The sequence below is a fragment of the Neolewinella lacunae genome (assembly GCF_014349155.1).
Taxonomy (GTDB): Bacteria; Bacteroidota; Bacteroidia; order Chitinophagales; family Saprospiraceae; genus Neolewinella; species Neolewinella lacunae.
The window spans coordinates 1-26,799 of sequence record NZ_JACSIT010000030.1 but is presented as its reverse complement, the minus strand read 5'-3'; the positions used below and the strand labels follow the sequence as shown (position 1 = coordinate 26,799).

At 59.7% G+C, this 26,799-nt stretch carries 17 protein-coding genes; 8 read left to right on the top strand and 9 right to left on the bottom strand.

What is annotated here, in order from left to right:
* The first annotated feature begins 161 nt into the window (after positions 1-161).
* Positions 162-6,740 carry a PKD domain-containing protein gene (locus tag H9S92_RS22585; protein ID WP_187464745.1) on the top strand — a complete coding sequence of 2,193 codons (6,579 nt, stop codon included), beginning with the start codon at positions 162-164 and terminating at the stop codon, positions 6,738-6,740.
* Between the two features lie 226 nt (positions 6,741-6,966).
* Here H9S92_RS22585 and H9S92_RS00350 read toward each other — a convergent pair whose 3' ends face one another.
* A complete protein-coding gene (locus H9S92_RS00350) occupies positions 6,967-7,668 on the bottom strand; it encodes a CDP-alcohol phosphatidyltransferase family protein (protein WP_187464744.1) in 702 nt (233 codons plus the stop codon).
* A gap of 164 nt (positions 7,669-7,832) precedes the next feature.
* Here H9S92_RS00350 and H9S92_RS00345 point away from each other — a divergent pair, with 164 nt between their 5' ends.
* From H9S92_RS00345 to H9S92_RS00320, 6 genes are all read left to right on the top strand, one after another.
* Positions 7,833-9,392, top strand: coding sequence for a sodium:solute symporter family protein (locus H9S92_RS00345; RefSeq protein WP_187464743.1), 1,560 nt, complete (start codon positions 7,833-7,835; stop codon positions 9,390-9,392).
* 16 nt (positions 9,393-9,408) lie between these two features.
* The gene (locus H9S92_RS00340; RefSeq protein ID WP_187464742.1) at positions 9,409-10,902 is read left to right on the top strand and encodes a lipopolysaccharide biosynthesis protein; all 1,494 of its coding nucleotides are present in this window, start codon (positions 9,409-9,411) and stop codon (positions 10,900-10,902) included.
* Between the two features lie 78 nt (positions 10,903-10,980).
* Positions 10,981-11,643, top strand: a complete 663-nt coding sequence (locus H9S92_RS00335) for an SGNH/GDSL hydrolase family protein (protein ID WP_187464741.1) — start codon at positions 10,981-10,983, stop codon at positions 11,641-11,643.
* 33 nt (positions 11,644-11,676) lie between these two features.
* Positions 11,677-12,501 carry a glutamate--tRNA ligase family protein gene (locus tag H9S92_RS22580; protein WP_187464740.1) on the top strand — a complete coding sequence of 275 codons (825 nt, stop codon included), beginning with the start codon at positions 11,677-11,679 and terminating at the stop codon, positions 12,499-12,501.
* Positions 12,502-12,581: 80 nt separating this feature from the next.
* Complete coding sequence (locus tag H9S92_RS00325) at positions 12,582-12,938, top strand: TfoX/Sxy family protein (RefSeq protein WP_187464739.1); 357 nt, start codon at positions 12,582-12,584, stop codon at positions 12,936-12,938.
* Between the two features lie 79 nt (positions 12,939-13,017).
* The gene (locus H9S92_RS00320; RefSeq protein ID WP_187464738.1) at positions 13,018-15,597 is read left to right on the top strand and encodes a lamin tail domain-containing protein; all 2,580 of its coding nucleotides are present in this window, start codon (positions 13,018-13,020) and stop codon (positions 15,595-15,597) included.
* Positions 15,598-15,782: 185 nt separating this feature from the next.
* On the opposite strand, the gene H9S92_RS00315 is transcribed toward H9S92_RS00320, so the two are convergent.
* The 5 genes from H9S92_RS00315 to H9S92_RS00295 all read right to left on the bottom strand — a co-directional run bounded on the left by H9S92_RS00315 (position 15,783) and on the right by H9S92_RS00295 (position 20,549).
* Positions 15,783-17,276, bottom strand: coding sequence for an ArnT family glycosyltransferase (locus H9S92_RS00315; protein WP_187464737.1), 1,494 nt, complete (start codon positions 17,274-17,276; stop codon positions 15,783-15,785).
* A 128-nt stretch (positions 17,277-17,404) separates the two neighbouring features.
* Positions 17,405-18,172, bottom strand: a complete 768-nt coding sequence (locus H9S92_RS00310; RefSeq protein ID WP_187464736.1) for a ParA family protein — start codon at positions 18,170-18,172, stop codon at positions 17,405-17,407.
* A gap of 114 nt (positions 18,173-18,286) precedes the next feature.
* Positions 18,287-19,144, bottom strand: a complete 858-nt coding sequence (gene map / locus H9S92_RS00305) for a type I methionyl aminopeptidase (protein ID WP_246463561.1) — start codon at positions 19,142-19,144, stop codon at positions 18,287-18,289.
* 139 nt (positions 19,145-19,283) lie between these two features.
* Complete coding sequence (locus tag H9S92_RS00300) at positions 19,284-20,171, bottom strand: hypothetical protein (protein ID WP_187464734.1); 888 nt, start codon at positions 20,169-20,171, stop codon at positions 19,284-19,286.
* A gap of 60 nt (positions 20,172-20,231) precedes the next feature.
* A complete protein-coding gene (locus H9S92_RS00295) occupies positions 20,232-20,549 on the bottom strand; it encodes a hypothetical protein (RefSeq protein ID WP_187464733.1) in 318 nt (105 codons plus the stop codon).
* 327 nt (positions 20,550-20,876) lie between these two features.
* On the opposite strand from H9S92_RS00295, the gene H9S92_RS00290 reads away from it, so the two are divergent.
* Positions 20,877-21,527, top strand: a complete 651-nt coding sequence (locus H9S92_RS00290) for a hypothetical protein (protein WP_187464732.1) — start codon at positions 20,877-20,879, stop codon at positions 21,525-21,527.
* Positions 21,528-22,363: 836 nt separating this feature from the next.
* Here H9S92_RS00290 and H9S92_RS00285 read toward each other — a convergent pair.
* The 3 genes from H9S92_RS00285 to H9S92_RS00275 form a co-directional block, all read right to left on the bottom strand.
* Positions 22,364-23,830 carry an SLC13 family permease gene (locus H9S92_RS00285; protein WP_187464731.1) on the bottom strand — a complete coding sequence of 489 codons (1,467 nt, stop codon included), beginning with the start codon at positions 23,828-23,830 and terminating at the stop codon, positions 22,364-22,366.
* A 117-nt stretch (positions 23,831-23,947) separates the two neighbouring features.
* On the bottom strand, positions 23,948-24,685 hold the full coding sequence (locus tag H9S92_RS00280) for a 3-keto-disaccharide hydrolase (protein ID WP_187464730.1): 738 nt from the start codon (positions 24,683-24,685) through the stop codon (positions 23,948-23,950).
* Positions 24,686-24,997: 312 nt separating this feature from the next.
* Positions 24,998-26,350, bottom strand: coding sequence for a dihydrolipoamide acetyltransferase family protein (locus H9S92_RS00275; protein ID WP_187464729.1), 1,353 nt, complete (start codon positions 26,348-26,350; stop codon positions 24,998-25,000).
* Positions 26,351-26,799 lie beyond the last annotated feature (449 nt).

The window sequence follows — 26,799 nt, the reverse complement described above, 5'->3', positions numbered from 1 at the left end:
TGTGACATCCTACATCTGACATCACACATCTGACATCACACATCCCCTGCACCTGCGACCGCGCCCGGATAAAAAAAGTGAAAAAGTTGGCCTGGGGGGGTAAGATTGATACACTTGTAGCTACTATGGGGTAGCCTCACACCAGAAATTCATCCCAGCTTATGTCACCACGCTACTACCTATCGCTTCTTCTTGTGTTGCTCTGTGCGAGCCTGCGGGCCCAGCAGTTCGACTTTCCGCCCGACACCATCTGCGTACCCTCTGGGCGCGGCCTCATCACTAATCTCGTCGCTGAAGACCTGCCCCCGGGGCTGGGCTTTGTGGTCTCTGAAGTGGAGCGGGAGTGCTTCTTCGTCGATCGTAAGGGCGATCTTTACTTCAGCAACAACGCCAGCGAAGAGCGTTGTTGCGGCCCCCAGGAACCCTTCTTTCTGGAGGTATTCCGGGTGGGCTCCAACGGCCAACCCGGGGAATTTCTCGGCGTTCAGGCCGTCTTCCTCACCATAAAGTGCCCGAAGCCCGATTGTGCGCTGGTTGACCTGGCCGACTATCCCCCCGCCGGCGATCCCACGGGCGGCGACGACCCCAACGGGCAGGCAGCGTGCATCCCCGCCTGCGAAAACAGCACCGCCACCTACCTCTTTCCCGAAGACCCGGGCCTGACTTACGTCTGGACCGCCACCAACGCCACGGCACCGCCGGATTACAGCCCCGGACTGCCCAGGCAAGTGTCCGTCGACTGGGGCAACGCCGGGGCTGCTACCCTGACGGTCAGTGTTTTTCAGGGCAATACCCTCCAACTGACCCGTACCTGGTGCGTGGAACTGACGCCTTCGCCCGTTGCGGACTTTTCCGCCAGCAGCGCCGCTTGCTTGGGCCAGGACATTTACTTTACCAATACTTCTACCGGCGCGCCAGCAACGTTTGACTGGGATTTTGGCGACGGCAACACCGCCCAGAACGTCGCCAACCCCGTCCACAGTTACGGCGCGGCGGGTACCTATACCGTTACCCTCTACGCTACTTCCAGCGGGACCAACCCCGACGGCAGCCAGGCCTGCTGCTGCCAGGACTCTATTTCCTACGACATCACCATCGACCCTAAGCCGGGGCCAGCCATCTACTGGGTATCCACCCTTTGTGAAGGCGACGTGAGTAAGTACTGGACCGATGCCACCAACTGCGGCGACTACGATTGGACGGTCTCCGCCAACGGAACCATCATGGGCCCTACCAACAATGATACCATCATGGTACAGTGGGGTGCCGGCCCTGCGGGCATCATCACCCTGGAGGCTACGGGCTGCGACAGCATGTACTGCCCCTTCCCCACGCAGGTGGTGGTACCGATCATCTCCACTACGGGCGTCATTGCCGGACCTACTGAAGTGTGCAAAGGAGAAAGCGCGAGTTATGAACTGCCGAAGTGGCTCACCGTGGCCTACAACTGGAGCACGGGAGCAAGCGGTGGCACCATCATCGGGCCCAACGGCGGACACATCATCAACGTTACCTGGCCCACCACGCCGGGGACTTATGTGCTGGAAGTCGATTACGGCAGCGCCTTCCTGAATGGCCTGCCCAACCATAGTGGAGACGACTGCTACGGTACGGCTCAGCTGTCCGTCACCGTCCTCGGCGATTTTACCCTGAGTGCTTTCCCCAACCCCGCCTGCGTTTACGATGCGGTCACGGTTTTTGGCAACAGCGACATTGATCCCCTGGCCCAGTACGACTGGGAAGTGATGGGCTATCCTTCCCTGAACGCCAGTGGCTCCAGTTTTACGCTCAATCCGGGCGACGTTCCCGGTCCTGGCGTCTACATCGTTACCGCCACGGTACAAAACCCGGCGGATTACTGCGTGGCGGAGCACAGCATTGCCGTGGTGCTCAAAGAAGCCATTGCCCCGGTCATCCTGGGCCCTGCCGACTACTGCGTGGGCGAGCCCGTGGTGTACACCATTGCCAGCCCCGCGCCGGGATACACTTACAACTGGTCCATTCCTCCGGGAGTGGGTTCGGTGATGGTTGGCCAGGGCGGGCCGACGGTGACGGTGGTTTTTACCTCCACCACCGGAGCCACCTTGACGGTGACGGGAACGGACGGCAGTGCACCCAACTGCGTTTCGCTGCCCGCTACGGTGAATCCTACGACCATCGACTTCATTGGCTCACCGGCCATTACGGGGCCCGCCGCCTGTACCAACAGCCTCTTCGGCTACGGCATCAGCGTAGCCCAGCACCCGGATGCGAACTACTTCTGGTCCGTTTCCCCCGAATTCCGGGGCAGCGTAGTGGCCGGAGAGGACACGCCTTCGGCCACCATCCAGTGGAACAACGACCCCGGGATGGTGACGATTACGCTGGAGATCGAGCTGTGTGGGCAGGTGCTTACGCTGACGGAAAACCTGACCCTGACCGCGCCAGAGGAACCTACGATTGTGCAGCTGGGTGATTTGTGCCCCGATGGTTCGGCGGTGTTGTACATTGATAGCACCCTGTTTTCCAGCTGGCAGTGGAATACCGGCGCTACGACGGGGGCCATTACGATCACCCAGCCGGGTAACTATCTGGTCAATACCATCGACCTGAACGGCTGCCCCAGTGTTGGGATTTACAAAGTGGAGGAAGTGGATGGCCCCGCCGTCTCCCTCTCTCTGGCGGGGGTCAATGCAATCTGCGTTGACAACGTACCTTACCCCGCCAATCCGGTCCTGACGGCCACTACGGCGGGCGTGAATACCATTGAGTGGTTCTGCAACGGGATCTCTCAGGGGGCCGCCGCTACGGGCAACGCCACCTTCACCCACGTTTGGAACGATACCATCAAAACCTACGCCTACACGGTAGTGGTAACCGACCCCAACGGCTGCACCACCAGTCCGGACCCCTTGTTCGTGTACCAGCAGGCCTGCTGTGGACCGCCCTACCAGACCCAGGCCCTGCCCGTCAACCACTTCTTCACCGCCACCCAGCGTTCGCCCGATTGCGACATCTGGGACCTGGTGGCGACTTTCCCGGCGGACAGTGTGGATTGCTACAACTTTGACCTGCCCCTTTACACTTCCATCCTCGGCTTCGGAGGGGACGAAACGGTGGCCAACGATTCCATCACCATTCGCCTTCCCGGGGTAGGTTGTTATACGGTAGAAAGTGAAATTTACCGTTGGGCCTACGACTACGATACCTTGCAGGTTCCCGGTCCGGTAGCGGGCGTCCTGATCGACTCCATCTTCAAGGTGGACTCCATCAAGTGCGGTACGGCCATTCCGCTGACCATTTGCAACCCGCTGCTGGCGGAGTTTGATTACAGCGAAAATTGTGGGGTGGTCACCTTTGAAGACGAAAGTGAAATTGCCCTGACCCTCGTTACCGGCACCGTTACTTACGCCTGGGATTTTGGGGATGGTCTGGGCACGAGTACGGACACCAACCCGACCTACGCTTACGGTGCCAATGGCACTTACACGGTCACGCTGACCATTACGGATGGTACCTGCCAGTCGGTATTCACTTCGGTGGTCACGGTGAGCGACTTACCCAACAGCGACTTCACGTTCCTCCCCAACCCGGTTTGCTACGGTAAGCCGGTGACCTTCGTGGGCACGGGATCCAACGTGATTGAGTATTTCTGGGATTTTGGGGACGGAGCCACTTTCACGGGCAACGGCCCCCAGCACACCTTCCTTCCGCCCCCGGGCACCGACGATTACGACGTGACGCTGATCACGACCAATACTGCGGGTTGCATGGATACGGTGGTAAAAACCATCGACATCTACCCCGCGCCCCAGCAGGATACGATCCTGGCCTCCAACGGATTCATCATCTGTGACGGAGAATCCACTACGCTCAGCGTCAACCTGGTCAGTGGCCTCGATTACCTCTGGAATACCGGGGCAACGACCAACAGCATCACCGTCAGCACCGCCGGAACTTACTCCGTCACCCTGACCACCAGCGACGGTTGTACCTTGGTACCCGACCCGGTTGAAGTCCAGGTAGTTCCGCTGCCCGACGTCTCCTGGAGCGGTAATCCATACATCTGTGACCAGGGGGCTACTACGCTGAAGGCCCTGGCGGGCGGCGGTCATACGTACGCCTGGACGAACCTGACTACCGGGGCAACGGGTACAGCGATGAATTTTACCGTCAACTACCAGGCTGGCCCCGCTACCCAGGTCATTCTTCTGGAAGTCACCAACGTGGCTTATGGATGCGTGGCCGATACGGCGATTAATGTCCAGCAAGTGACCAGCCCCGCACCCGTACTGGTCATCACGGGTGGCGATTGTGAAGGGGACGGCAGCACCATCACCGTTACCAACCCGGAACCCGACGTAGTGTACACCTGGAACACGGGAGAAACGGGCCTGAGCATCTTCACTTTCCAGGCGGGCACCTACACCGTATTGGCCACCAACGTCATTAGTGGCTGTACGGGCACCGACCAGGCCACGATCAACCCGCTGCCCGACATCTGCATCGTTCCCACCGGCTGCTACGAAATCTGCGCGCCCTACACCCTCTACGCGCCAGCGGGAAATTACAGCTACGAATGGTACCAGGATGGCAACCTGGTGGGCAGCGGAAATCAATTGGTCGTCACCACCTCCGCAACTTACAGCGTAGTGGTTACGGATAATACTACGGGTTGCTTCAGCGTCAGCGACAGCCTTATTTTGGTCGTCATCGATTGCGACTCGACGGCCTGTGATGACATCATCACGGAACTGAAGCCCTACGTTAATCCCGACGGGACTGACGCGGGGTGCTGCTACGAGCTGGTCTTTGGTGGCCTGCCTGCGGGGATCCACGCCATTGAGATCAGCAGTCCGGATGCCGACCTGACCATCCTTCCCGGCAGCGTCAATCCCTTGTTTGGGTACGCAGCCAATGCTTCACCGTCGACGATACAGCTGGCGGCGGACGCGACGGCATCCGGGCCCTTACCCGCAGGCGGAGTTGCGACGAGTGCGGTGGCGTTCTGTCCGGGAGATTTCCTGGTGGATCCCCAAACGGTGATCATCAACTACCTGGGTGCCGACCTGGCGGTAGTGTGCAGCGATACCCTGGAGACGACCTGCCCCGTGGAGCCCGATTGTGTTTACGTGACGAGTGATACCCTGGCGTGCAATGCCGATGGTGGCCTTACCCTCACCCTGGAACTGTGCGTGCCCAGCGACCTGGATTACAGCATTGGCTACGTGGAACTGCTGGCTGCTTCGTTTGCTGCCACGGGTAGCTTACCGCAGGGCATTCCGGTGGTTCCGGCCATGCTCCCCGGGGAATGCCGCACCTTCACGGTCACGCTGGCCAGCCTGCCCGAGGGCGCTGAATTCTGCTACACCCTGGTGGCCCACAGTGCTGATCCCAACATCCACCCCGACGCCCTGTGCTGCTCCGATCTGGAGCCCCGCTGCCTGGAGGTTCCCGATTGTGATCCCTGCGATGAGGTGAGGGTACGCGACGTGCGCCGGGTGGGCCGGGACTGCTGCTACGACATCGTCCTCTTCGACGGTGAGTCTGACTTCGATTTTGATGGCATTGACCTCTGCGTCCTGGGTGGCTCCGGAACCCTCTCGGTGTTCACCAGCCTGGGCGACCCGCTGACGGCGGTGACCAACGCTGGAGGCAGCAGTGTTTCCGTTACGGCTACGGGAGGTGGCGCGCTGCCCAACGGCCTGATCCGTCTGCCCCGCATCTGCCTGGATGACCCCAGCCAGCCCGTTACGCTGGTAGAAATCAAGTGGTTGCAGGGCGACGGCGTAGTGTGCCGTGATACCATTCGCCTGGAATGTGACCCACCGTGTGGCTACCTGAAAGTGGATACCATCGTCTGCAAGGAGGAATTCTACGTCTGGGCGGGCAACATTGTCAATACGAGTGCCTTCCCGATGGGCGAAGCACACATCACCTTCCCGGCGGCCCAGGGCCTGAGCGCGTGGGATACGACGATCGTACTGACCGGAGGCCTGGCACCGGGCGGCAGCTTCCCGATCAACCTCTTCATTGGCGCTCCGGCTGGTCCGCTGGACTCTATCTGCTTCACCGTCACGCTACACCAACTCGGGGAAGACGACGAGCAGCACCTCAACTGTTGCCAGTTTAAAGTCTGTATCCAATTGCCCGACTGCCAGATTGAGAAGTGCAGCTGCGACAACGATGAAGAACTGGCCAGCCTGGTCAACCAGGGCTTCGGGATCAACTTTACGGGACCGGCACCGCTGAGCTACACTTTCGAACCCGTGGCGGATTTCACGGGCTGCGACAGCTTTACCTGGGAGGTTCGGCGCCTCAACCCAACGGGGCCATGGATCACGGTTGGCAGCAATGTCAACCAGGCCTACACCTTCCCCTCCGCGGGAAGTTACCGGGTGCGGATGACCGTGGTGCGGACGGACGAAAACGGCAAAGTATGTACGGGCAACTTCATCCGGGGCATCAACGTGCTGCCAGTAGGTACCGGTGGAGACACTACGACGGACATTGGGGTCTTCCCCAACCCGGCCAGCGGAGAGGTCTTCGTCATCACCGGCACCCTGGACCGCAACAGTCCCGTCACCCTGCAACTCTACGACGTAAACGCTAAACTGGTGCGGAACTACCCACTGCTGGCAGATGAAGCTACGGAAAACAACCCCGTTCGCCTCGACCTGCGTGGCCTTCCCTCCGGTGTGTACATCCTGCGCGGCAGTAATGCGACGGGACCATGGACACGGCGGTTCGTCGTTCAATAATCCACATCCAATACCTGCACTTTTGGGGAGGCTTACCTGCGGGTAGGTCTCCCCTTTTTGATGTTTGATGTTTGATGTACGATGTCAGATGTACGATGTCAGATGTACGATGTGTGAGTCCTTCTGTTAACATCTGACCTCAAACATTACACATCTGACATCGTACATCCGACATCCATTGCACCTGCGGCCGCGCCCAAAGAAAAACCTGGTCGGCTAAAAAGGCTTAGGCTTTACGACGGGCCGCCCAGGTATCGAGCAGAGTGATGAGGCAATAGTAGCCGGAGCATGCCAGAGCGATGCCCTGCCACCAATGACTGGGCTTGGGGTAATACCAGACGTTGAGCACGGCGGAGAGCACAAAAAGCAGGGTGACGCCGATGGTGAGCATCCACCAGCGGCCACCGCGGCTGGGGTAGGGCACCAGGATGGGGACGAAATGCAGCACGGCCAGGGCCAGCACCGCACCAAAAACCAGGGGCCAGGGGAGGTCGGGAACCACAAAAATCAGCAGGTACACCACCATATTCCACATGACGGGGAAGCCGACGAAGTGGCGGCCATCGGCACTGACCATCCCGTCCAGGCCGTAGTAAAGCGCGGCAGAAAGCAGCATGGCGAAACTGCCCAGCAGGCGTGGCGTGGCGGGTAAATCGGTTGCCACATAAAAGAGATAGGCGGGGAGAATGGCGTAGGTGAAAAAGTCGATGACGTAATCGATCATCTGCCCGCTGACGTGGGGCAGTACCTCCGAGACGTGGGCCAGGCGGGCGAAGGTGCCATCAATGCCATCAATGACCAGCGTGGCCAGCATCCACCACATGGCAGTGCGGTAGTCTCCCGCCACAGCGGCCAGCAAACCCATGAACCCGGCCAGGAGGCCCGAGGCGGTGAAGAGGTGGACCAGCCAGGCGAATGCTTTTTTCATTGGAGGGAAGTATGGGGGTAAAGGGAGTAAAGTAATAAAGGTGGGAACAACTGAACTATGCACTACTGAACTAACTACTAAACCACAGCAAGGTACGCGCCTCCCGCCGGCTTAGCCTATTTTTGGCGCTGGCACCGTCTCCGGTGACGGATAAATTTTCTAGTGTGAAACCTTTCTTGCTGCTATTTGGCATGCTGGGCGCTGCGGCGGCGTACCTGGCCTGGTTCACGGACCAGTCGGTGAACTGGCCAGCCTTCGGGAGCATGGCGGCGTTCTACGCCCTGGTGTACTACGTGGGGGCCAGGGCTGCGGGTCGGCGCGAAGCCGATGCGGATGCCGACGGGCTGATGCTGGCCGGGCGGAACTTGCCCCTGTGGGTGGCCATCTTCACGATGTCGGCCACCTGGGTTGGGGGCGGCTTCATCAACGGAACGGCGGAGTATACCGCCACCAGCGGCCTGGTGTGGGTGCAGGCCCCGTGGGGCTACGCTTTATCCTTAATTGTGGGTGGCTTGTTCCTGGCCCGGCCCATGCGGCGGCGGCGTTACCGTACCATGCTTGATCCCCTCGAGGATCGCTACGGGAAGCGACTCACCGCCCTCCTGTTTTTGCCGGCCCTGACGGGCGAACTCTTCTGGACGGCCGCGATTCTTACTGCGCTGGGAGCGACTTTCGGGACCGTGCTGGGCATTGATCTGGAGACCTCCATCCTACTCTCGGCCGCCATCGCCGTGGCTTATACCGCCTTGGGCGGGCTCTGGGCCGTGGCGTTGACGGACGTGGTGCAGCTGGGGATTTTACTCTTTGGCTTGGCCATCATCGTTCCTTTTGCCCTGGAGTACACCGGAGGTTTGGCGGCGACGTACGAGGCCTACCAGGAAAAATTCGGGGCGGCGGCCAGCTTTTTGCCGAGTCGCGAAGCGCTCGGTAATGCCTACTGGACCTGGTGGGATTCGGCGCTGCTGCTCGTCTTTGGCGGCATCCCCTGGCAGGTCTACTTCCAGCGGGTGTTGGCGGCGCGGGACGAGCGTTCGGCGGTCATCCTGAGCCTGGTGGCCGGGGGAGTGTGCCTGCTGGCGGCCGTTGCTCCGGTGCTCATCGGGATGGTGTCAGCTACGGTGGATTGGTCGGCCGTGGGCAGTGGCCCCCCGACGGATCCGGCGGCGACCCTGCCCTGGGTCGTCCGCTACCTCACCAATCCTACGGTGGCCGTCATCGGTCTTGGGGCGGTGGCCGCTGCGGTGATGAGCAGTGTAGACAGCAGTGTGCTTTCGGCCAGCAGCATGGGCATCTGGAACGTGTACCGCCCATTAATGGACCCGGGGATGTCGGACAAGCGCCTGGTAAAACTCATCCAGCGCTGCATCTGGATTGTGGGCGTAGCCGCTACCCTGATTGCTTTCCAGGTGAAGAGCGTTTATGCGCTGTGGTTTTTGTGTTCGGACTTCGTCTACTGCCTCCTGTTTCCCGCGCTGGTGTGCGCCATTTTTGATCCGCAGGCCAACCGCCACGGGGCGCTGGCGGGTTTTCTGGTGGCGGCTTTTCTCCGCTTCGGCGGGGGAGATGCTACGCTGGGCTTGCCGGAGTACTTGCCCTATCCCGAAGGTTTTCCGTTCCGGACCCTGGCCATGGGCGCGGGGTTGCTGACCATCGTGCTGGTGTCGCGCCTCGTCCCCGTCCGGACGCCGCCCAAGGCTAACGCAGCGAAATTAAACGAGCAATAGCGCTACCTTCGCGGCCATGTCCCTGCGCAAACTCGGTGGAGAAACGATCGTTTACGGCCTCAGCAATATCCTGGGGCGGCTGCTGAATTTCGTGATCGTCACCAAATTCCTCACCGGCATTATGTCTTCCGAAGAATACGGCGTGGTAGGCGACCTTTTCTTGTGGACGGGCCTCCTGATCGCCCTGCTCATTTTCCGGATGGATACGGTGGTCTTTCGCTTCGCCAGCCGGGACGAGTACGATGCCGGGGCCGTGTTCCGCCGGGCGCAGCAGTTCGTGGTGGTGTTGGTCCTGCTCTGCATCGGTGGGATGCTTTTGCTGGACGATGCCTTGGCGGACTGGCTGGAGTACCCCGATCGGGTGGTGTACGTCCAGCTGGTTTTGGCTACGGTGGCCTTTGACGTGCTGAGTGCCGTGCCGCTGGCCCGCTTGCGATTGGAGCAGCGGGCCTGGTTTTTTGTGGCGGTCAACCTTGGCAACGTTGCGGTGAATCTCCTGCTGATTTACCTCTTTCTGGTGGCTTTGCCGGCGGGCGGACCGTGGTTTGGCCATGAGTATTTGCCCGAATACCGGGTAGGCTACTATCTGCTCACGATTGCGGGCGCGGCGGCTTTCCGTTATTTTTTGTTGCTGGGGGATGGCCTGCGGCAGTACGGCCGGCGGCGGCGGGAGGTGCCGGAACAAGCCACGCCGCTCCGGGCTCCCGCTGTGCGTACGCTGCTGCGCTACAGCCTGCCCCTCACCATCGTTTCGGTGGCCGGGGTGATCAATGCGCTCTTTGGCCCCACCTTTTTGAAATGGTACTTCGGGGAAACGGTCAGCGAGAACCTCTACTGGTCGGGGCAGTTCAACGCGGCGATGAAGCTGGCCGTTTTCCTCAATCTCTTCATCACGGCCTACGGCTACGCGGCGGAGCCCTTCTTCTTCCGGCAGGCGGGCAAAGATCTGGCTACGGCCGACCGCACGATCTACGCCGATGCCACGCGGGCCTACGGCATCGTGGGGGCGCTGGCTTCGGCGGGCATTTTGCTCTTCCTGCCCTGGCTCAAGGAAATCATCGACGAAGGTGAGCAGCAAGGCCTCTACATCCTACCCGCTTTGCTGGGCGCCAACTTTCTTTTCGGCCTCTACAGCAACTTCGCCATGGCCTACAAGCTGACCGACCGCACCTACCTCGGCGGGGCCATCGCCTTCAGCGGTACGGTGGTGGCCATCACGCTGAGTGTGTTGCTGGTAGACCGCTACACCATCCTCGCGCCGGCCTTCGGCATGCTGGCCTGCTACGCGCTGATGTGCCTGCTGGCCTGGCTCGTTTCCCGCCGCTACTTTCCCGTCAATTACCCCCTGGGGCGCATCTTGCTGTACGTACTTTTGGCGGCTGGAGCCGTTTTTTGGGGCAGTAGCCAGGATGCAATGTGGGGTAGGGGAGCGGTGTTCGTCTTGCTGCTGGCCGTGTTTTATTTCCTCGAGCACCGTTGGCTGCAAGAGACCTTTCTCCGCCGGAAATAGGCCCCCGGTTGCCGCAGATGACGTAAATTGTGCCTCATTCGCGGCCCCCGTGCCCCAATTGTGAAAACCTTCGTACCCATGCTCCGACTGTTGATTTGTTGTCTTTCTCTTGCCCTCGTTTCCTGCACCACACCCCTCAAAAAGCGCAATCTGCTGGTCATTGGCGATAGCAACGGAGCGGGCCAGGGCTGGGTGTACGAACTCCAAAAGCTACGCGCGGGCGGCCCTATGGTCAATACCTCCCTGAGCGGCAATACCCTGGGCTTTACCTACGAAGCGGGAGGACTGAGCACCAACACCCTGGAAAACCTGACCAGCTACCTGCGCAAGGGCTACGCCGAAATGGGTTCCATCGATGAGGTCCTCATCGCCCTGGGCACCAACGACTGCAAGGTAGAATTCGCCGACCGCCACACCGAAATCGCCACCAACCTGACGGAGGTAGTAGACCGCACCCTGGCCTTTTTCAGTGAACGCGGCCAAGACCAGCCCCGGATCGTTTTGCTCACCCCACCACCTTTGAACGACCAAGACGTGGTGGCCCAGTTTCGCGGCGCAACGGCCTGCGTGGAAGGCGTCGCCGCCGAGGTACGCAGCCTGGCCGCCAGCCGGGGCTACTGTCTGGTTGACCTCCACGCCAAGCCGGGGAAGAAAGTCCTGGAATACAGCAAAGACGGCATCCACTTCAGCCGCGAAGGCTACGAACTCATCGCCCGGGCAGTGGTAAACAGCTGCTATTGAGCGGAGGGACTCCCTCTTTTCAACTCTTTTCCCGTGCCCGTAGTTGCCCGCATCGCCCCAACGCCTTCCGGCTACCTCCACCTGGGGAATGCGGCCAACTTTGCCCTCAACGCCCTGCTGGCGGGGGCAGAGGGAGAACTGCTGCTCCGCATCGACGATTTAGACCGGGCCCGCTTCCGCCCGGAATACCTGGCCGATGTTTTTCGGCTCCTCGACTGGCTGGGGCTGCGGCCAACCCAGGGACCGGAAGACCCGGCCGACTTCCACGCCCACTGGCGGCAGGAACTACGGATGCCCCAATATCTGGACGCCTTGGAGCACTTGCGGGGCCATCCCGCCGTTTTTGCCTGTCCCTGTTCGCGGAGCGACCTGGCCGGCGGGCAACACCGCTACGGCTGCCCCACGGCGGGCATTGACCTGGATGCGGCAGACGTGAGTTGGCGCGTGGCTACGGATGCTTTCAGCGCGGGGATTTACCTGCCCGATCTGGTCGATCCGGCGGGCTTCCGGGTGGCGGTGCACGAGGAAGTGCCCGACTTTGTAATCCGCAAAAAAGACGGGACGCCGAGCTACCAACTGGCCTGTACGGTGGATGATGTGTTGTTTGGCGTCACGCACGTCGGCCGGGGCCAGGATTTGCTGCCGAGCACCGCCGCCCAGGCCATTTTATCCGATCTTTTGGGCTACGCGCCCCTGGTGGAGCGCATCACCTTCTTGCACCACCCGCTCCTGCTGGCGGGCGATGGCGAGAAATTGAGCAAAAGCGCGGGGGCGCAGTCGGCCCCGGGCCTGGGGGAGGGAATTGATCGGGAGGCGGTGTTTGCACTGGCAAGGGGGTGGATGGCGGGGGGTGAATAAAGGTAAAGTCACTGGTGAAATAATCTCCAGGAAAACCCCCTAACACTTTACCTTAGTTCCCCGAAACACTCCTGTACCGAATGGCCTACGATCACCTTTTGGCAAGCCGCATCGGCAATTTGCTGACGCTGAAGAATGTCGATTTCACGGAAAAAGACATGATGGGCGGCCGAATTTTCCAAGTAGATGGTAAGATGCTCTGCGGTATTCATTTGGATAAACGCTACGGAGACCACCTCTTGATGGCCCGCGTAGGGGAAGTCGCATATCCTCAAGCCCTCGCTATGGACGTCTGCTTGCCGATGGATTTTACGGGCAGGCCGATGAAAGGCTACGTGTTCGTCACCCCGGCGGGTTTTGTGGATGATGACAGTTTAGGGTACTGGCTGGACCAATGCCTGGTGTTCAACCCACTGGCCAAAGCCAGCAAAAAGTAAGGGCTGTGCCCATCTCAGCAGCAAAGATTTCAGGTAGCGACTGAGGCTCTGGCCACCAAATTGCTTTACCTTAGCGCCTATGAAGACTGCCGTGCTCACCCTGCTTTTGTCCTTGCTCTGCACCTGCGTCAGCGCCCAAACGGTCGTGGATGACTTCGAGGACGGCGACCTGCTGAACCCCGAATGGACGGGCGATCTCGCCAAATTTGTCGTCCTGGATGGCCGCCTGCGCCTCCTCGACCAGTCTCGCCAAAGCCCGGCCAAACTGGTCATAAACCTGCCCGCCGAACCTGCTGCCGACACCCTGCGCTACGAATTTTTGGTCGATATGAAATTTGCGCCCTCGGCCAGCAATTTTGCCGAGATTGCACTGCTGGATGGCCCCGCTGATTTCCCCACCGGCGTTTTCCTGCGCTTCGGCGGCATTTCCGGCGACCAAGACGCGCTCAACGTTTCCTTTGTGGAGGGTGGCGACGTTTTTTTAGGCGAGTTCGCCAGCGCCCCCGGCACGCTGGGTACGGAGCCCGCCATCGTCCGTTTTCGCCTCCAACGCATCCTGGGCATTTGGTCTTTGGACGCCGACTTCACCGGAGGGCGGGAATTTGCACCAGTTGGCCAACTCACGGAGCCGAATTTTATCACTCCCGATCGCCTGGAACTCACCTGCACCTACACTTCCACGCGCTTCGATAAATTCAGTTTTGACGACCTCAATTTTTATTCCTCCGGCCTTCCCGACGACACCACAGCCCCGACGCTGACCTCCGCCCGCGCCACCGCGGCCCGCGAAATTACCCTGGATTTCAGTGAGTCGGTGGCCAGCGCAGCCATTAGCAACCCCGCCAATTACCTACTTTCCCTGCCCGCCATCACGGTGCTGGAAGTGACGCAAGAACTCGAACAACGCCGCGCCGTCCTGCGCCTTTCGGGGGATTTGCCCCTGCGGGAATCCTTTGAAATTACCGTAGCCGAAGCGAGCGACCTGGAGGGTAACGTGGCCACCAACCTACGCGCCAGCCTCTGCTACAACCCGGTCTCGCTGCCCAGCCCCGGCAACCTCATCATCACCGAATTCATGGCCGATCCCACGCCCCCGCTGGGCTTGCCCGACGGAGAATACCTGGAGATTTACAACCCATCGGACCTGCCCGTCGTGCTCGCGCCCCTGCGCATTGCCAGCGGCGGCACGCCGGTGGTCTACGGCTTCCCCGACACCCTCGCCCCCGGCGCTTACCAGCTGCTGATCGGTTCCGCCACCGCCGCCGATTTCGCCGCCCTCGGCATCCCCGCCCGCAGCATCAGCCTGCCAAGTCTGACGAATTCTGGCGACGTCATCACCCTCAGCGACGCGAGCGGCACCATCATCCAGGAAATCAATTACACGATCGGTTGGTACAATGATGCGGACCGCGACGACGGCGGCTACAGCATCGAGTACACGGCTTTGACGGGCGCGGACGCAGGATGCAGTGGCCGTTGGCGGGCCAGCCTAGACCCCACGGGAGGCACTCCCGGCCGCGCCAACAGCGTCCTCGGCCAGCCAGCCGATACGGAGGCACCCTTGGTGGTGTTGGCCGATATCGACCCCGACGGCATCACCATCGGCTTCAGCGAACCCGTGCCGGAAACCCCGGCTTTTGCCCTGGCCAACGGACCCACCATCACTTCGGTCACTTCGCCCGACGGCGGACTGACTTACCGCCTGGGATTCGCCGAAGAACTGGTTGAGGGCGTTGTGTACACCCTGACCATTCCTGGCGTGAGCGACTGCGCGGGCAACTTGGGCACAGCCGTAACGCGGGTCTTAGGCATTGCCCAGCTGCCCGCCCCGGGCGAAGTGGTGATCAACGAGATTTTGTTCAACCCCGCTTCGGGCGGCAGCGACTTCGTGGAACTCTACAATTGCTCCGACAAAGTGTTCCAAATTGAAGGTTGGGTACTGCGCAATGACCAGTCCACCTCCTCCACCGCCAGCCGCACGGTGACGGCCACCCGCCTTTTCCTTCCCGGCGAGTATTTGGTCTTGACGGAAGATCCGGAAGACGTACAAAATCGTTTTCGCTCCGTTAACCCCGACCTGCTCGTCGACCAAACCCTGCCCTCCCTGCCGGATGACGAGGGCAACATCAGCGTCGTTGCGGGCGGTACCGTCCTCGATGCCTTTGATTATACCGACGACCTCCACTCCCCGCTCCTGGACACCGACGACGGCGTGAGCCTGGAACGCCTCCGGCAGAAGTCGGCCACCCAAGACGATGCCAACTGGGCTTCCGCCGCCGCCCGGGAAGACTTCGGGACGCCCACCCGCCCCAACTCCCAGGCCCGCGATGCCCTCCCGGAAACAACGGAAAATGTCTTTTCTCTCCTCAGCACCACCTTTAGTCCAGACGGCGACGGCAACGAAGATTTTTTAGAATTGCAGTACGCTACCGCCGGTGCGGGTTACCTGGCCCGTGTGCGGATTTTTGACGCCCAGGGCCGCCTGGTCAAAACCCTCCGCCGCGTCGAACTCCTGGGCTCCGAAGGCACCCTCCGCTGGGATGGAACGGACGAAGACCAGCTCCTGGCCCGCGCCGGCGTCTACGTTCTGTTCGTAGAACTGTTTAACCCCAACGGCGATACGGCGGAGGAGAAATTGGTGGGGGTTTTGGCGCGGTAATGCGTGACCGCCGTAGGCAGCAGCTTAGCTAATGAGCGAATGAGCGAATGAATGTAGACACACTTAGATGAACAGTCTCGAACAGTCCCTGCCGTGGTAGCGGGGTACCCAAGGACCAACGCAACAAACGTCAATCTGGCCTATCCCGTGCGGTAGCTCCTTTTATCCTTTACTCCTTTACTCCTTTACTCCTTTATTACCCCGAACAACCGCCGCTCCAGCAAAATCCGACCCGGCACCTCAATGGGTGCGCGCAGCAGCGAATCGGTTGGAGAGCGACTGACCAGCCGGAGGTCGGCCGCCGCAGTATCCTGGACGGTGGGAATGCCCGCCCGCCGGAAGTAGGGTAGGGCCACGGAAAACATCGGATCCGCTGGCACGTAAGTCGGCAGGGGCACTTCCACTTGCTCCGCCAGCCGGGCCGCCCAGCCGCGCTCTGCCTCAAAGTAGGGGTAGACCTGTACCCAAAAAAACAGCACGCCCAGCAGCCCGGCCAGGACACTGCCGCCGATGGCGAAGTCGCGCCGTTCCCCAAATAGACCGATCACGCCCAGCAGGGAAAAAATCCAGTAGGCGGCCACCATCCCCAGGGCCGCCCGGTAGCCCGCGCCGGGAAAGGCAATGCCGATACCCGCCAGCGCCATGAAAGCACCCAGCGAAGCGAGGGCTACGTGGACCACCGCGCCGCCCCGCACCCAGTCGCGCCAGGGGTAGTTGGCTTCGCGGAAGTAAAGTTGCAGTTGTTTACCCGCCAGCAGGGCCAAGAGCAGGGGGAAGAGCAGCGACTGCGTAGCAAAGCCAAGGAGCAGGCCAGCGGCCATCAGCCGGGCCGCCAGTTCTTCCCGCTGCAGCTTATAGACCAGGTCGCGCAAGCCGCCCAGTAGCCAACCCGTCAGCGGCAACATCCCCAGCAGGCAGTAGCCCAGCCATCGCCCGTAAGCCAAGGGCTGCCCGCCCCAGAACCAGTAACTACGCACGCCCTGGTTGCCCTGCAAGATGAGGATGAGTACCGGGATCGCCAGCAAGAACAGCAGGTTCATCCACTGTTTCCCCCCTCCCAGCAACATTCTTCCCGCCACGATGGTGCCCAGCCCAAAGGCCAGGGTGGAAAGCGGAGCCGCTACCGCTGCCACGAACAAGAACAGGCCGGCCTGGATGAGGTAGTTCCGCTCGGCGTCGGCCCCAGCGAGGAGGACGGACCAAAAAAAGCCCACCTGCCCCAGCAAGGCCAAGGCATCGGGCGTAGCCACCTTGCCGAAGAAGGGGAGGAACAGGGACGCACCGGCGCAGAGGAGTCCGTAGCCAATTGCCTGGGGACCAAACAAACGCCCCGCCAGGCGGTAGGTGAAAAAGCCCGTCAGCAAGACTGCCAGGGCCGAAAGCAGGCGGGGGAAAAGCCAGATGGCCTCCGTTTGTGCGTCAATGGCTTGTCCGGGACCAAAAAGCAGACCCGAAACGAAGGCGTAGAGGGACTGTCCGCGCTCGTTGCTCAGCGCCAGGTCGAGGGCATACCCTTCGGCGCCCGGCCAGACGGTGATGACGTCGAGGCGCATCACCAGGGCAGCAAAAAAGAAGAAGGAGCAGATCCAGAGGAAAAACTGAAAACGCGAAGACCCGCTCCCGGCAGTTTCCGGCTCGGGCGGCGTTACGGTCTTTTTGAGGCGGTCTTTTTTGGGCATGGCAGTACGCTTGGATGGGCAGCAAAGTACGGGCGGTAATACACCGCACCGGCCACTCGCCAGGATCGCTAATGAACGGGGAGGGGCAAGGGTTCAGACCGGCACGCGATTACCACCCTTGAGTGCCTCTACTCGTTCTTTTTCAGGAATTCTTCGGCGAGATTGAGGAAGTTGGTGGCACCCCGGCTGCCGGCGTTGATCATGATGATCGGCAGGTGCATGTTGGGGGCTTCGCTGATGCGGGCGTTGCGGTGGATGATGGTGTCAAATACCTTATCCCCGAACATCTCCCGCACTTTTTCCACCACGACGTTGGCGAGGCGCAGGCGCTGGTCGTACATACTCAACAGAATGCCCTCAATGCGGAGGTTGGGGTTGAGCTGGGCCTGCACCAGGCGGATGGTGTCCTGGAGTTTGGTCAGACCTTCCAGGGCAAAAAACTCACACTGCACCGGCACCAGCACGGTATCGGCCGCCGTCAGGGCGTTAACGGTGATGAGGCCCAGGGAAGGGAGACAGTCGATCAGGATGTAATCGTACTGGTCGCGCACCTTGGCGATGATGTTGTTTTTCATCACGTCTTCGCGCCGAAAACGGTTGATCAACTCGACCTCCGCGCCGACCAGGTTGATGCCCGCCGGGATGAGGTGGAGGTTGGGCGTTTCGGTTTCGTAGATGACTTCATTGACGTCGAGGTCATTGACCAGCACCTCGTAAATCGTGGCTTCCAGTTCGTCGCTGGGGATGCCTACGCCGCTGCTGGCGTTGCCCTGGGGGTCGGCATCGACCAAAAGCACCTTCCGCTCCAGGATGGCGAGGCTGGCGGCTAAATTGATGGCAGTGGTGGTTTTTCCTACGCCCCCCTTTTGGTTGGCAATAGCGATGACTTTTCCCATGGGCTCTTTTGAGGCGGCGAAGTTACGGGATTTTGGCTTGGCCAGGGTGTGTTTAGTTCAGTAGTCTGGTAGTTCAGTAGCTTCACTATGAACTATTGAACTATGAACTATGAACTACTGAACTGCCAACGTCGGCTGGTAGCGCGCTACGAGTTCCTCGTCGAGGTTGGTGACGATTTTCAGGTTAGGGTTGTTGCGGATGGCTTCCTCGATGGGACGGTGGTCGCTCATCAGGTCGGCCGGGGCTCCGCCGGCGGTAATGGCTACGGAATGCTCGTAGTGGGCGGCGGGTTTGCCGTCGCGGGTAACGATCGTCCAGCCATCGGAGCGGGAGTGAACGTCTTTGCGACCCAGCGTAATCATGGGCTCAATGGCGATGATGAGGCCAGCCTTGAGGACGGGCCCGCGGCCGCGCTTGCCGAAGTTGGGCACGTCGGGGGCTTCGTGGAGGCTCCGCCCCAGGCCGTGGCCGACCAACTCGCGGACCACCCCGTAGCCACACTCCCGCTCGGTGAAATGCTGCACGGCGTGGCTGATGTCGCCTACCCGGTTGCCCTCCCGCGCCGCGTCGATGCCGAGGTAGAGGGAATGCTTGGTGCGACGGCAGAGGTCCATAACTTCCTCGGTAACGTCGCCTACACAAAAGGTGTAGGCTGCATCGCCGTAGAACTCATCGACTACCGTGCCGCAGTCGATGCTCAGGATGTCACCGTCTTTGAAGACTTGCTTCTCGTCGGGCAGGCCGTGGACGACCTCCTCGTTCTGGCTTACCAGCAGGGTGGATGGGCAGCCGTAGAGGCCTTTGAAGCCGGGGATGGCACCGTGGTCGCGGATGAAAGTCTCGGCGAAGGCGTCGATCTCCTTGCCGGTCATTCCGGGCTTGAGGAGTTTGCCCACCTCGGCCAGAGTCTTGGTCACCAGCAGGCAGGCGGCGCGGCTGCGTTCGATTTCCTCCGGGGTTTTAAAAATCATTTTGCGGTCCTTCCTGCCCATCTGTTCTGCTTCCGTTTACTCCTGTGCACCGATCTGGCGCGCTGGTAAGGGCCGCAAAGATAGGCAATGCCGGGCCCTCCCGGAAGAAGAAGGCGCTTTTTGAGGCGGAGTTGTAAACTTAGGCCATTTTCTCTGCTGGCCGCACGCCGCCCTTGCGACGCGCCTGGCGGGCTTGTCTTTTGGCTTCTTTGGCCGCTTCTTTGGCCGCCTTTTTTGCTGCCTGTTGGCGTTCCTTCTCGCTCATCTGGTAGCCAATGATGTGGAGGTCGCTTTTCTCCCGCAGGACAATAGCGGCGGTAACGGAAGTGACCAACGGACCAAGAACGGTACCCAGCAGCGGCACCTTCAGCATCAGGAAGAGCGGTAGCCCAAGGCCAAGGCAAATGCCCAGGTAATGCAGGCGGAGGTTGCGCGCACTCTGCTTAATGGTAAGCCCGAATTGTTCATTGTAGTTGTCGGCAATAACGTAACCCAGCAGCAGCGCCTGAAAGAGGACGGCAAACAGGGAATAGAGTAAACCATCGTGGATGGCTTCCGCTACGTTGAGCACGGCCGTTTGTACTATTAGCGCATAAAAAGAAACAATAATCATTCGCTTCTGGGCCTCGAGGAAGGGTTTGAAGGCGTGGGCGTTCTCGATGTTCTTTTTCAGGACGATCTGCAAAGTCCGCCGCATAAAGTGGTAAATCACCACCTCCAATAAAACCAGGGTTACCCAGTTGAGGGCACCGCCGGAAAGGGAGTCGTAAGCATCCGTAATCCAGGTCAGCAGGATGCTCTCCTGACCCATGATCATGGCGCTGAAGGTCGCATCCTGGTGGCGGTCGAACCATTCACTCACGCCATCTACCAGATAAAGAACGATGAGCACACCAACCACGACCAAAAACCTGGCCACCCAGCCGTACTGCCGGAGACCTTCCCAGAGGCGGTAAGTCCGCATGAAACTCCAGGCACGGGGAAAGGCCAGCAGGGTGTAGAAAAATTCGTGGATCTGGCGAAGCATCGGGCAGACTCAGGTTTTGCGTTGCTTACGGTGGATGGGTGTGCGTCGGGGTGTAATACATTAGTCTATCCCACTGGTCTGGCAGCGGGAGAGCTTTTCTTCGGCCACGGCCAGCTCGCGTTTGAGGCGGGCAATTTCGTCGCGCATATTCTGCACGTTCTCGAAAGTGGCAGGGGCCTCGGTCACGGGTTGGTTGTCGCGGCCGGGTTCGTAGGTCTGGCTGGAACCCTGGCTGCCCTGGTCCATCCCCAGGTAGCCCTTGATGTTGGCAATGGGGTCTTCGCCGTTGTAGTAGCTGGCGCCGAAATAGGCCAGGGGGACGAAAAAGATGAGAAATAAGAGCAGGCGGCTGAATCCGGTCAATTTTGTTCTTGGCATCGTTGGAGGGGATGTTGATTAATACACACAAATAAACAACGTCCCCAAGGTACGGCAAAAGTATGTTCTACGAAGATGGGGCTTCTATCGACGGGTGGGGTCTTGCTGGGGTGAAGGGATCAATAATTGAATAATTGAAGGAAAGAATGAGCTGCCGCACGTTACAGGCGAGATAAAGGCTCCCCCCTGGGAATAGTTCCATTTAGTGTGTCTACAGAACTACAGAACTACAGAACTACTAAACTATCCCTGGTCCAACAAAAGCCGGGAATCCACCAACGGTGGCAGGCAGCGGCAACGTCTTGCCAGGAAACAAGCCACCAAACCATGAAAATTCCTGCTTTCTCCCTTCTTCTCTTCGCGCTCCTTGGCTTCGTAGCCTGCGAAAAAGAGAACCTCCAGCCAGAACCCGCGCTCAACCCCGAGCGGGTCAACTTCCAGGCACCCGAGGTGGGGCAGTTCAATACCTTCGAGATGTTCTCCTACGCCTGCGGAGAAGCCCTGCCCGAAGCGCCGAGTACCCTGACCCTGACCATTACGGGGGTGACGGAGACGGAGATTGAATTTACCGAGTCCTATTCCAGCCGTACCGATAGCCTGGTGTTCACGGCCGACCGCAAGCCGGGCAACCTCCTCATCAGCCCCGAAGAACGGGCCAGCAGCTCCCTGTTTTTCTTCTACGGCTCCGATAGCCTGCGCTTCATGGCACCGCCAGTGGCCTCCCTCCAGTACCGCGATTGCGTTTTTTACAACGGCGACGAAAAGTTTACTGGCGATTACGTGGCCCGCGTGCCCAGTTTTACGTTCGGCGACACCAACTTCCGCAACCTGAAATCCGTCAGCTGCGTCCCCGTCATCCTCGATCTGGATGGCTACCTGCTCTACGATGAGCACAGCCTGAAGGCGTCCATCAGCACCAGTACGAGTGAGTTTGGGGGGGAGGAGACTACTTTTACTACGGTGTACCTGCTACAGTGAGTGAATGCGTGAATTGCCAATGAGTGAATGCGTGAATGAGCGAATGAGTGAATTAGCTACCGCGAGGGATAGGCGAGACAGGGTAAAAGAGTAAAGTTGAAAGGATAAAGGAGCTGCCGCACGGGCCTTTATGGGGTTCTTAATCCCCGTTCAGAGATAATGTGTTTATTATCAAAACTTTACACGGGTTTCGAGTATCCGTTCAAAAGTGGTGGGCTCACCGGATTTGCCCTCTCCCTCGGTCCCTCTCCAACGGAGAGGGATGACCCTCGCTGATCTTTTTCTTGTTTGAGGGCAATACTTATAGTACCCAGAGCGAAAGAGAAGATACTACTCCTACGAACAATGAAAAGAACACAAGCTGCTGGAAATCAAATCTTTAAGATAGTAGTGCCACGACTCACAGGTCATCCCTCTCCTTTGGATGCGTTTTATGGGGTAGGGGCCCCAGAAATAAGCGAGGGAGAGGGATTCACAACTAGCTGATAATCAACACCTAGAATAGGAAAAAGTATGCGGTAAAGAGCAATGGGTCTAATGAACACACTGTAATTACAGTATTTCACAGACCCGACCCACCACTTTTTGAACGGATACGGGTTCGGCGGCGTTTGACCCAATTCTTGGAGCATGCCAGAAGGGCAGAGGCCATACCTAGGCGCGTCCGGCCTCTTCTTCGAGACGGTGCAGCTAAGTGGCCCCAGATTCACGCATTACCTACGCTGCTGCCTAGTGCGGTAGCTCCTTTTCGCCTTTACTCCTTTTCTCCCATACTTTGTCTCGCCTATCTAGTGCGGTAGCGCATTCGCTCATTCACTCATTCGCTCATTCACGCATTAACCCCCAACCCACTCCGGCAAAACCCCCAACCGAAAACCCCACACCAGCGGCAACAGAAAGTAGGACGCCAGCGTCACGATGATGATGGAGATGACGTTCATCCGAAAGCCGGCCCGCACCATATCGGGGATGCTCAAGTAGCCGGAGCCGAAAACCACGGCGTTGGGCGGGGTGGCTACGGGGAGCATGAAGGCACAAGTGGCGGCCAGCGTAGCCGGCACCATCAGCGCGTACGGATGAACGCCGAGTGGGATGGCCGCCGCCGCCAGCACCGGCATCAGCATCGAAGTGGTGGCGACGTTGCTGGTCACCTCCGTCAGGAAATTCACGGCGGCCACTACTACGAGGATCACGACCAGCAAGCCCACGCCTTCGGGGATGCTGAGGTTTCCCGCAATGTAATCCGCCAGGCCGCTGGCCGAGAAACCCTCCGCCAGGGCAAATCCTCCGCCCAGGAGTAGGACCACGCCCCAGGGCAGTTTCACCGCCTCCGACCAATTCAGCAAGGCCTCCCCGCGCTCCCGACCGGGAATGAGGAACAACAGCGTTGCCCCCAGCATCGCAATCACCGTATCCGAAATGCCGGGGATGAGGGGATCGAGCAAGGACTTCCGCGTAATCCACGCCAGTGCCGTTGCCGAAAACAGGAGCAGGATTTTCCACTCTTCGCGCGTCATCGGCCCCTGCAGCTTTTGCAGCCGACGAATTTCTTCCCGGCCACCAGAGAAATTGGACGAGCCCAGCTGGAAGGCCACGAAAGTGAGGTACCACCAGCAGATGAACAGCAACACCACGGACACCGGAAAGCCGATCCGGAACCACTCCATGAAGCCAATTTCTACGCCGTAGACCGTCTCCAGCTGCCCGACAAAAACCATGTTTACGGGCGTGCCGATCAGGCTGGCCATCCCCCCGATGGAGGCGGAGTAGGCAATGGCCAGCATCAGGGCTTTGCCAAAGGCGGCGTTCTCGTCGACGTCCGTGTCGGGGTCGTCCTGGAGCTGCCGGGCAATGGCCATCGCGATGGGAAGCATCATCACCGCCGTGGCCGTGTTGGAGATCCACATCGACAACAAGGCCGTTGCCAGCATGGCCCCCAAGACGATCATCCGCGGGTTAGAGCCGATGAAGTTGATCGTAGCCAGCGCAATGCGGCGGTGCAGGTTCCAGCGCTCGAAGGCCATCGCCAGCATAAAGCCGCCGAGGAACAGAAATACCAGGTAATGCCCAAAGGCCGCTGTCGTCTCCCCGATGGGCAACACGCCCGTCAGCGGAAACAACACCATCGGCAGCATGGAAGTGACGGCAATCGGGATGGCCTCGGTGATCCACCACGTTGCCATCCACGCCGTGCCCGCCAAGACGGCCGTGCCTGCCGACGGCAGCCCCTCCGGGTGGAAGAATACCATCACCAACGTAAAAAGAAGAGGCCCCAGGATCAGGCCGATGCGCTTAGCGGTCATGTCGTAAAATGGCGTGTAAATGGTGATGCGTGGTAAAGACGTCCATCGCTGCTCCCCCCTTCGGGGGGTTGGAGGGGACACCCTTCCCTGCACCTGCGGCCGCGCCCCAATTACGCTTTAGAGTTCCCGGATCCAGATGTTGCGGAAGGCCACCAGGTTGGAGTGGTCTTGCAGTTCGATGCTGTCGTCGCCGTGCGCCTTGTAGTGGGGCAGGCCGATGTACTCGGTGGGTCCGCGGAGCGTGAAGTGGTTCTGGACGAGCACGCCGTTGTGCAGTACCGTCACGTGGGCCGGTGCCACGAGCATGCCGTTGGCATCAAAGCGGGGGGCGGTGTAGATGATGTCGTAGCTGTTCCAGTCGCCCATCTTGCGGGTAACGTTGACCAGCGGGGGAGACTGCTTGTAGAGGGAAGCGGCCTGGCCGTTGGTGTAGGTCTCGCTGCCGTTGCTTTCCAGCACCTGGACTTCGTAGCGGCGTTGCAGGAAGACACCGGAGTTGCCGCGGCCCTGCCCGGTCTTATCGGGTTCCTGGGGGCTGCGCCATTCTATGTGGAGCTGCACGTCGCCAAAAGTCCGTCGCGTCTTGATGTTGCCAGTACCGGGTTTTACCACGAGCGCATCGCCTTCGGTGGTCCATTCCACCGGGCCGCCGGAGTTGACGCTGACCCATTCGCTGGCGTCGGCGCCTTTGCCGAGCAGGATGATGGCGTCGCTGGGGGGCGTGTTGACGGATTCGCCGGCCGTCACCTTGGGCGGTACGGGCTCGTAGAATTCGGTGGCCTTGGGGTCAGTGATCTGGGCGGCGAGGGCCGTGCAGCAGTAAAAGGCGAGGAGGGTGAGGCAGTACTTTTGCATGTTGTCGATTTTGGCCGACAATATAGGTACTGCACCCGCGCTGGCAAGACAATTTTGCCAAAAGCCTTTTTTACACCATCAAGCGCAGGGGATTTTCGAGGCTGGCCTTGACGTCGTTGAGGAAGGCAGCGGCGGAGGCACCGTCCCCATTTTACCTCTCCCCCGTCCCCTCTCCGCAGGAGAGGGGTGACCCAAGCACCATTCTTTTCTAGCAATAAGAATGATAAGTGTTTACTGATGTTTTTGCAGCAGTTTACACTTACATGATAGCCCTAAACGGGCTAAATTGAGCACTACTAGGGCGGTTCAACTTCACACCATCAAGCGAAGGGGATTTTCGAGGCTGGCCTTGACGTCGTTGAGGAAGGCCGCGGCCGAAGCCCCGTCTACTACCCGGTGATCGCAGCTGATGGTTACTTTCATCACTTTGCCGGGGACCACCTGTCCGTCTCTCACTACCGCCTTATCGTTGATGCCTCCCACGGCCAGGATACAAGCGTTGGGTGGGTTGAGGATGGCGGTGAACTCTTCCACGCCGAACATCCCCAGGTTGGAGATGGAAAAGGTGCTGCCGGTCATTTGCTCGTTGCCGAGTTTGCGGGCCTTGGCCAGGTCCACGAGTTCTTTCACTTCCGTGTTCACCTGGCTGAGCGACTTCATATTGGCGTAGCGCACCACCGGCATCATCAGGCCATCGGGGATGGCTACGGCCACCGAGATGTGGACGTCTTTGTTTTCGCGGATGGTTTCGCCCTGCCAGCTGGAGTTGATGACCGGGTGCTTGAGCAGGTTGACGGCACAGGCCTTGATGACCAGGTCGTTGAAGCTGATCTTGACGGGCGCTACTTCGTTGATGCGGGTGCGGAATTCCCAGGCCTTATCCATCGCAATTTCCACGGTCACGTAGAAGTGGGGCGCAGTGAATTTGCTATTGCTGACCAGGCGGGAAACGGCCTTGCGCATTTGGCTGACCGGCGTTTCCGTAAAGTTGTCCCCTCCGGCGTTGAAGGCGAAGGCGGGTACGGCAGGAACGGCAGTTTTTTCGCTGGCCGGTGCAGCAGTGGGCGCTGCCGCAGGTGCAGGGGAAGTCGTTTGAGGAGCGGGGGACGCCGCAGGGGAAGACTTGGCCTTCTCAACGTCTTCTTTGACGATGCGTCCGTTGGGTCCGCTGCCGGTGACGGTGCTCAGGTCGAGACCAGCGTCTTCGGCCATTTTTTTGGCGAGGGGACTGGCTTTTACGCGGCTGTCGTCGGCGGGAGCTTCGGCCTTGGCGGGAGCTTCGGCCTTGGCTTCGCTTTTGGCGGGCGCCGCTTCTGGGGCGGGAGCTTCAGCTTTGGCGGGAGCCTCTTCTTTTTTGGCGGGGGCTTCTTCCTTGGCCGGGGCGGGGCTGCCTCCTTCGGCGGCGGCGAGGGCGGCTTTCCAGTCTTCGCCTTTTTCGCCGATTACGGCAATGACGCCGTCGATGGGCACGGTACCTTGCTTAACGGCAATGTGGAGCAAAACGCCCTCGAAGTAGGAGTCGAGCTCCATGGTCGCCTTGTCGGTTTCCACTTCGGCGAGGGTCTGGCCGGGTTCAACGCTGTCGCCTTCGGCTACCAGCCAATCAACAATGTTTCCCTCTTCCATCGTGTCGCTCATGCGCGGCATGCGAATTACCTCGGCCATAATTTTTTCTTTGGTGGGCGGCAAGACGCTGCGTGCCGCGGTGGTTGCTTGAATGATGAAGACGCGTACACTGGTACGTGCCCCTGGGTTGGGCGGGCAAATTTGCCGCTTATTTGGGGAAATAACAAACTAAAGCTACTAAGTTCTCGGGGGGAGGGGTTTATTAGTTCAGTAGTTCAGTAGTTCAGTAGTTCAGTAGTTGGTAGTTCATAGTTCAGTAGTTCGTGGTTGACTACTCTCGGGAGTGCCCCGGATTACGAATGCTTCGCATTCTCCATCCGGGGTTATTAAGGTTGGACCCCTAGCGGGGTCTGGCGTGGTGGGAATGAGGCGGACTTACTTGGGAGGCCTGTCGGGATAGTTCAATTAAGTGTGTCTGGGTTAGTTATTACTCTATCGCAAGGCGTAGCCTTGCGACGAGCGCGCGATCCGCGCCGCACAGTCGGAGG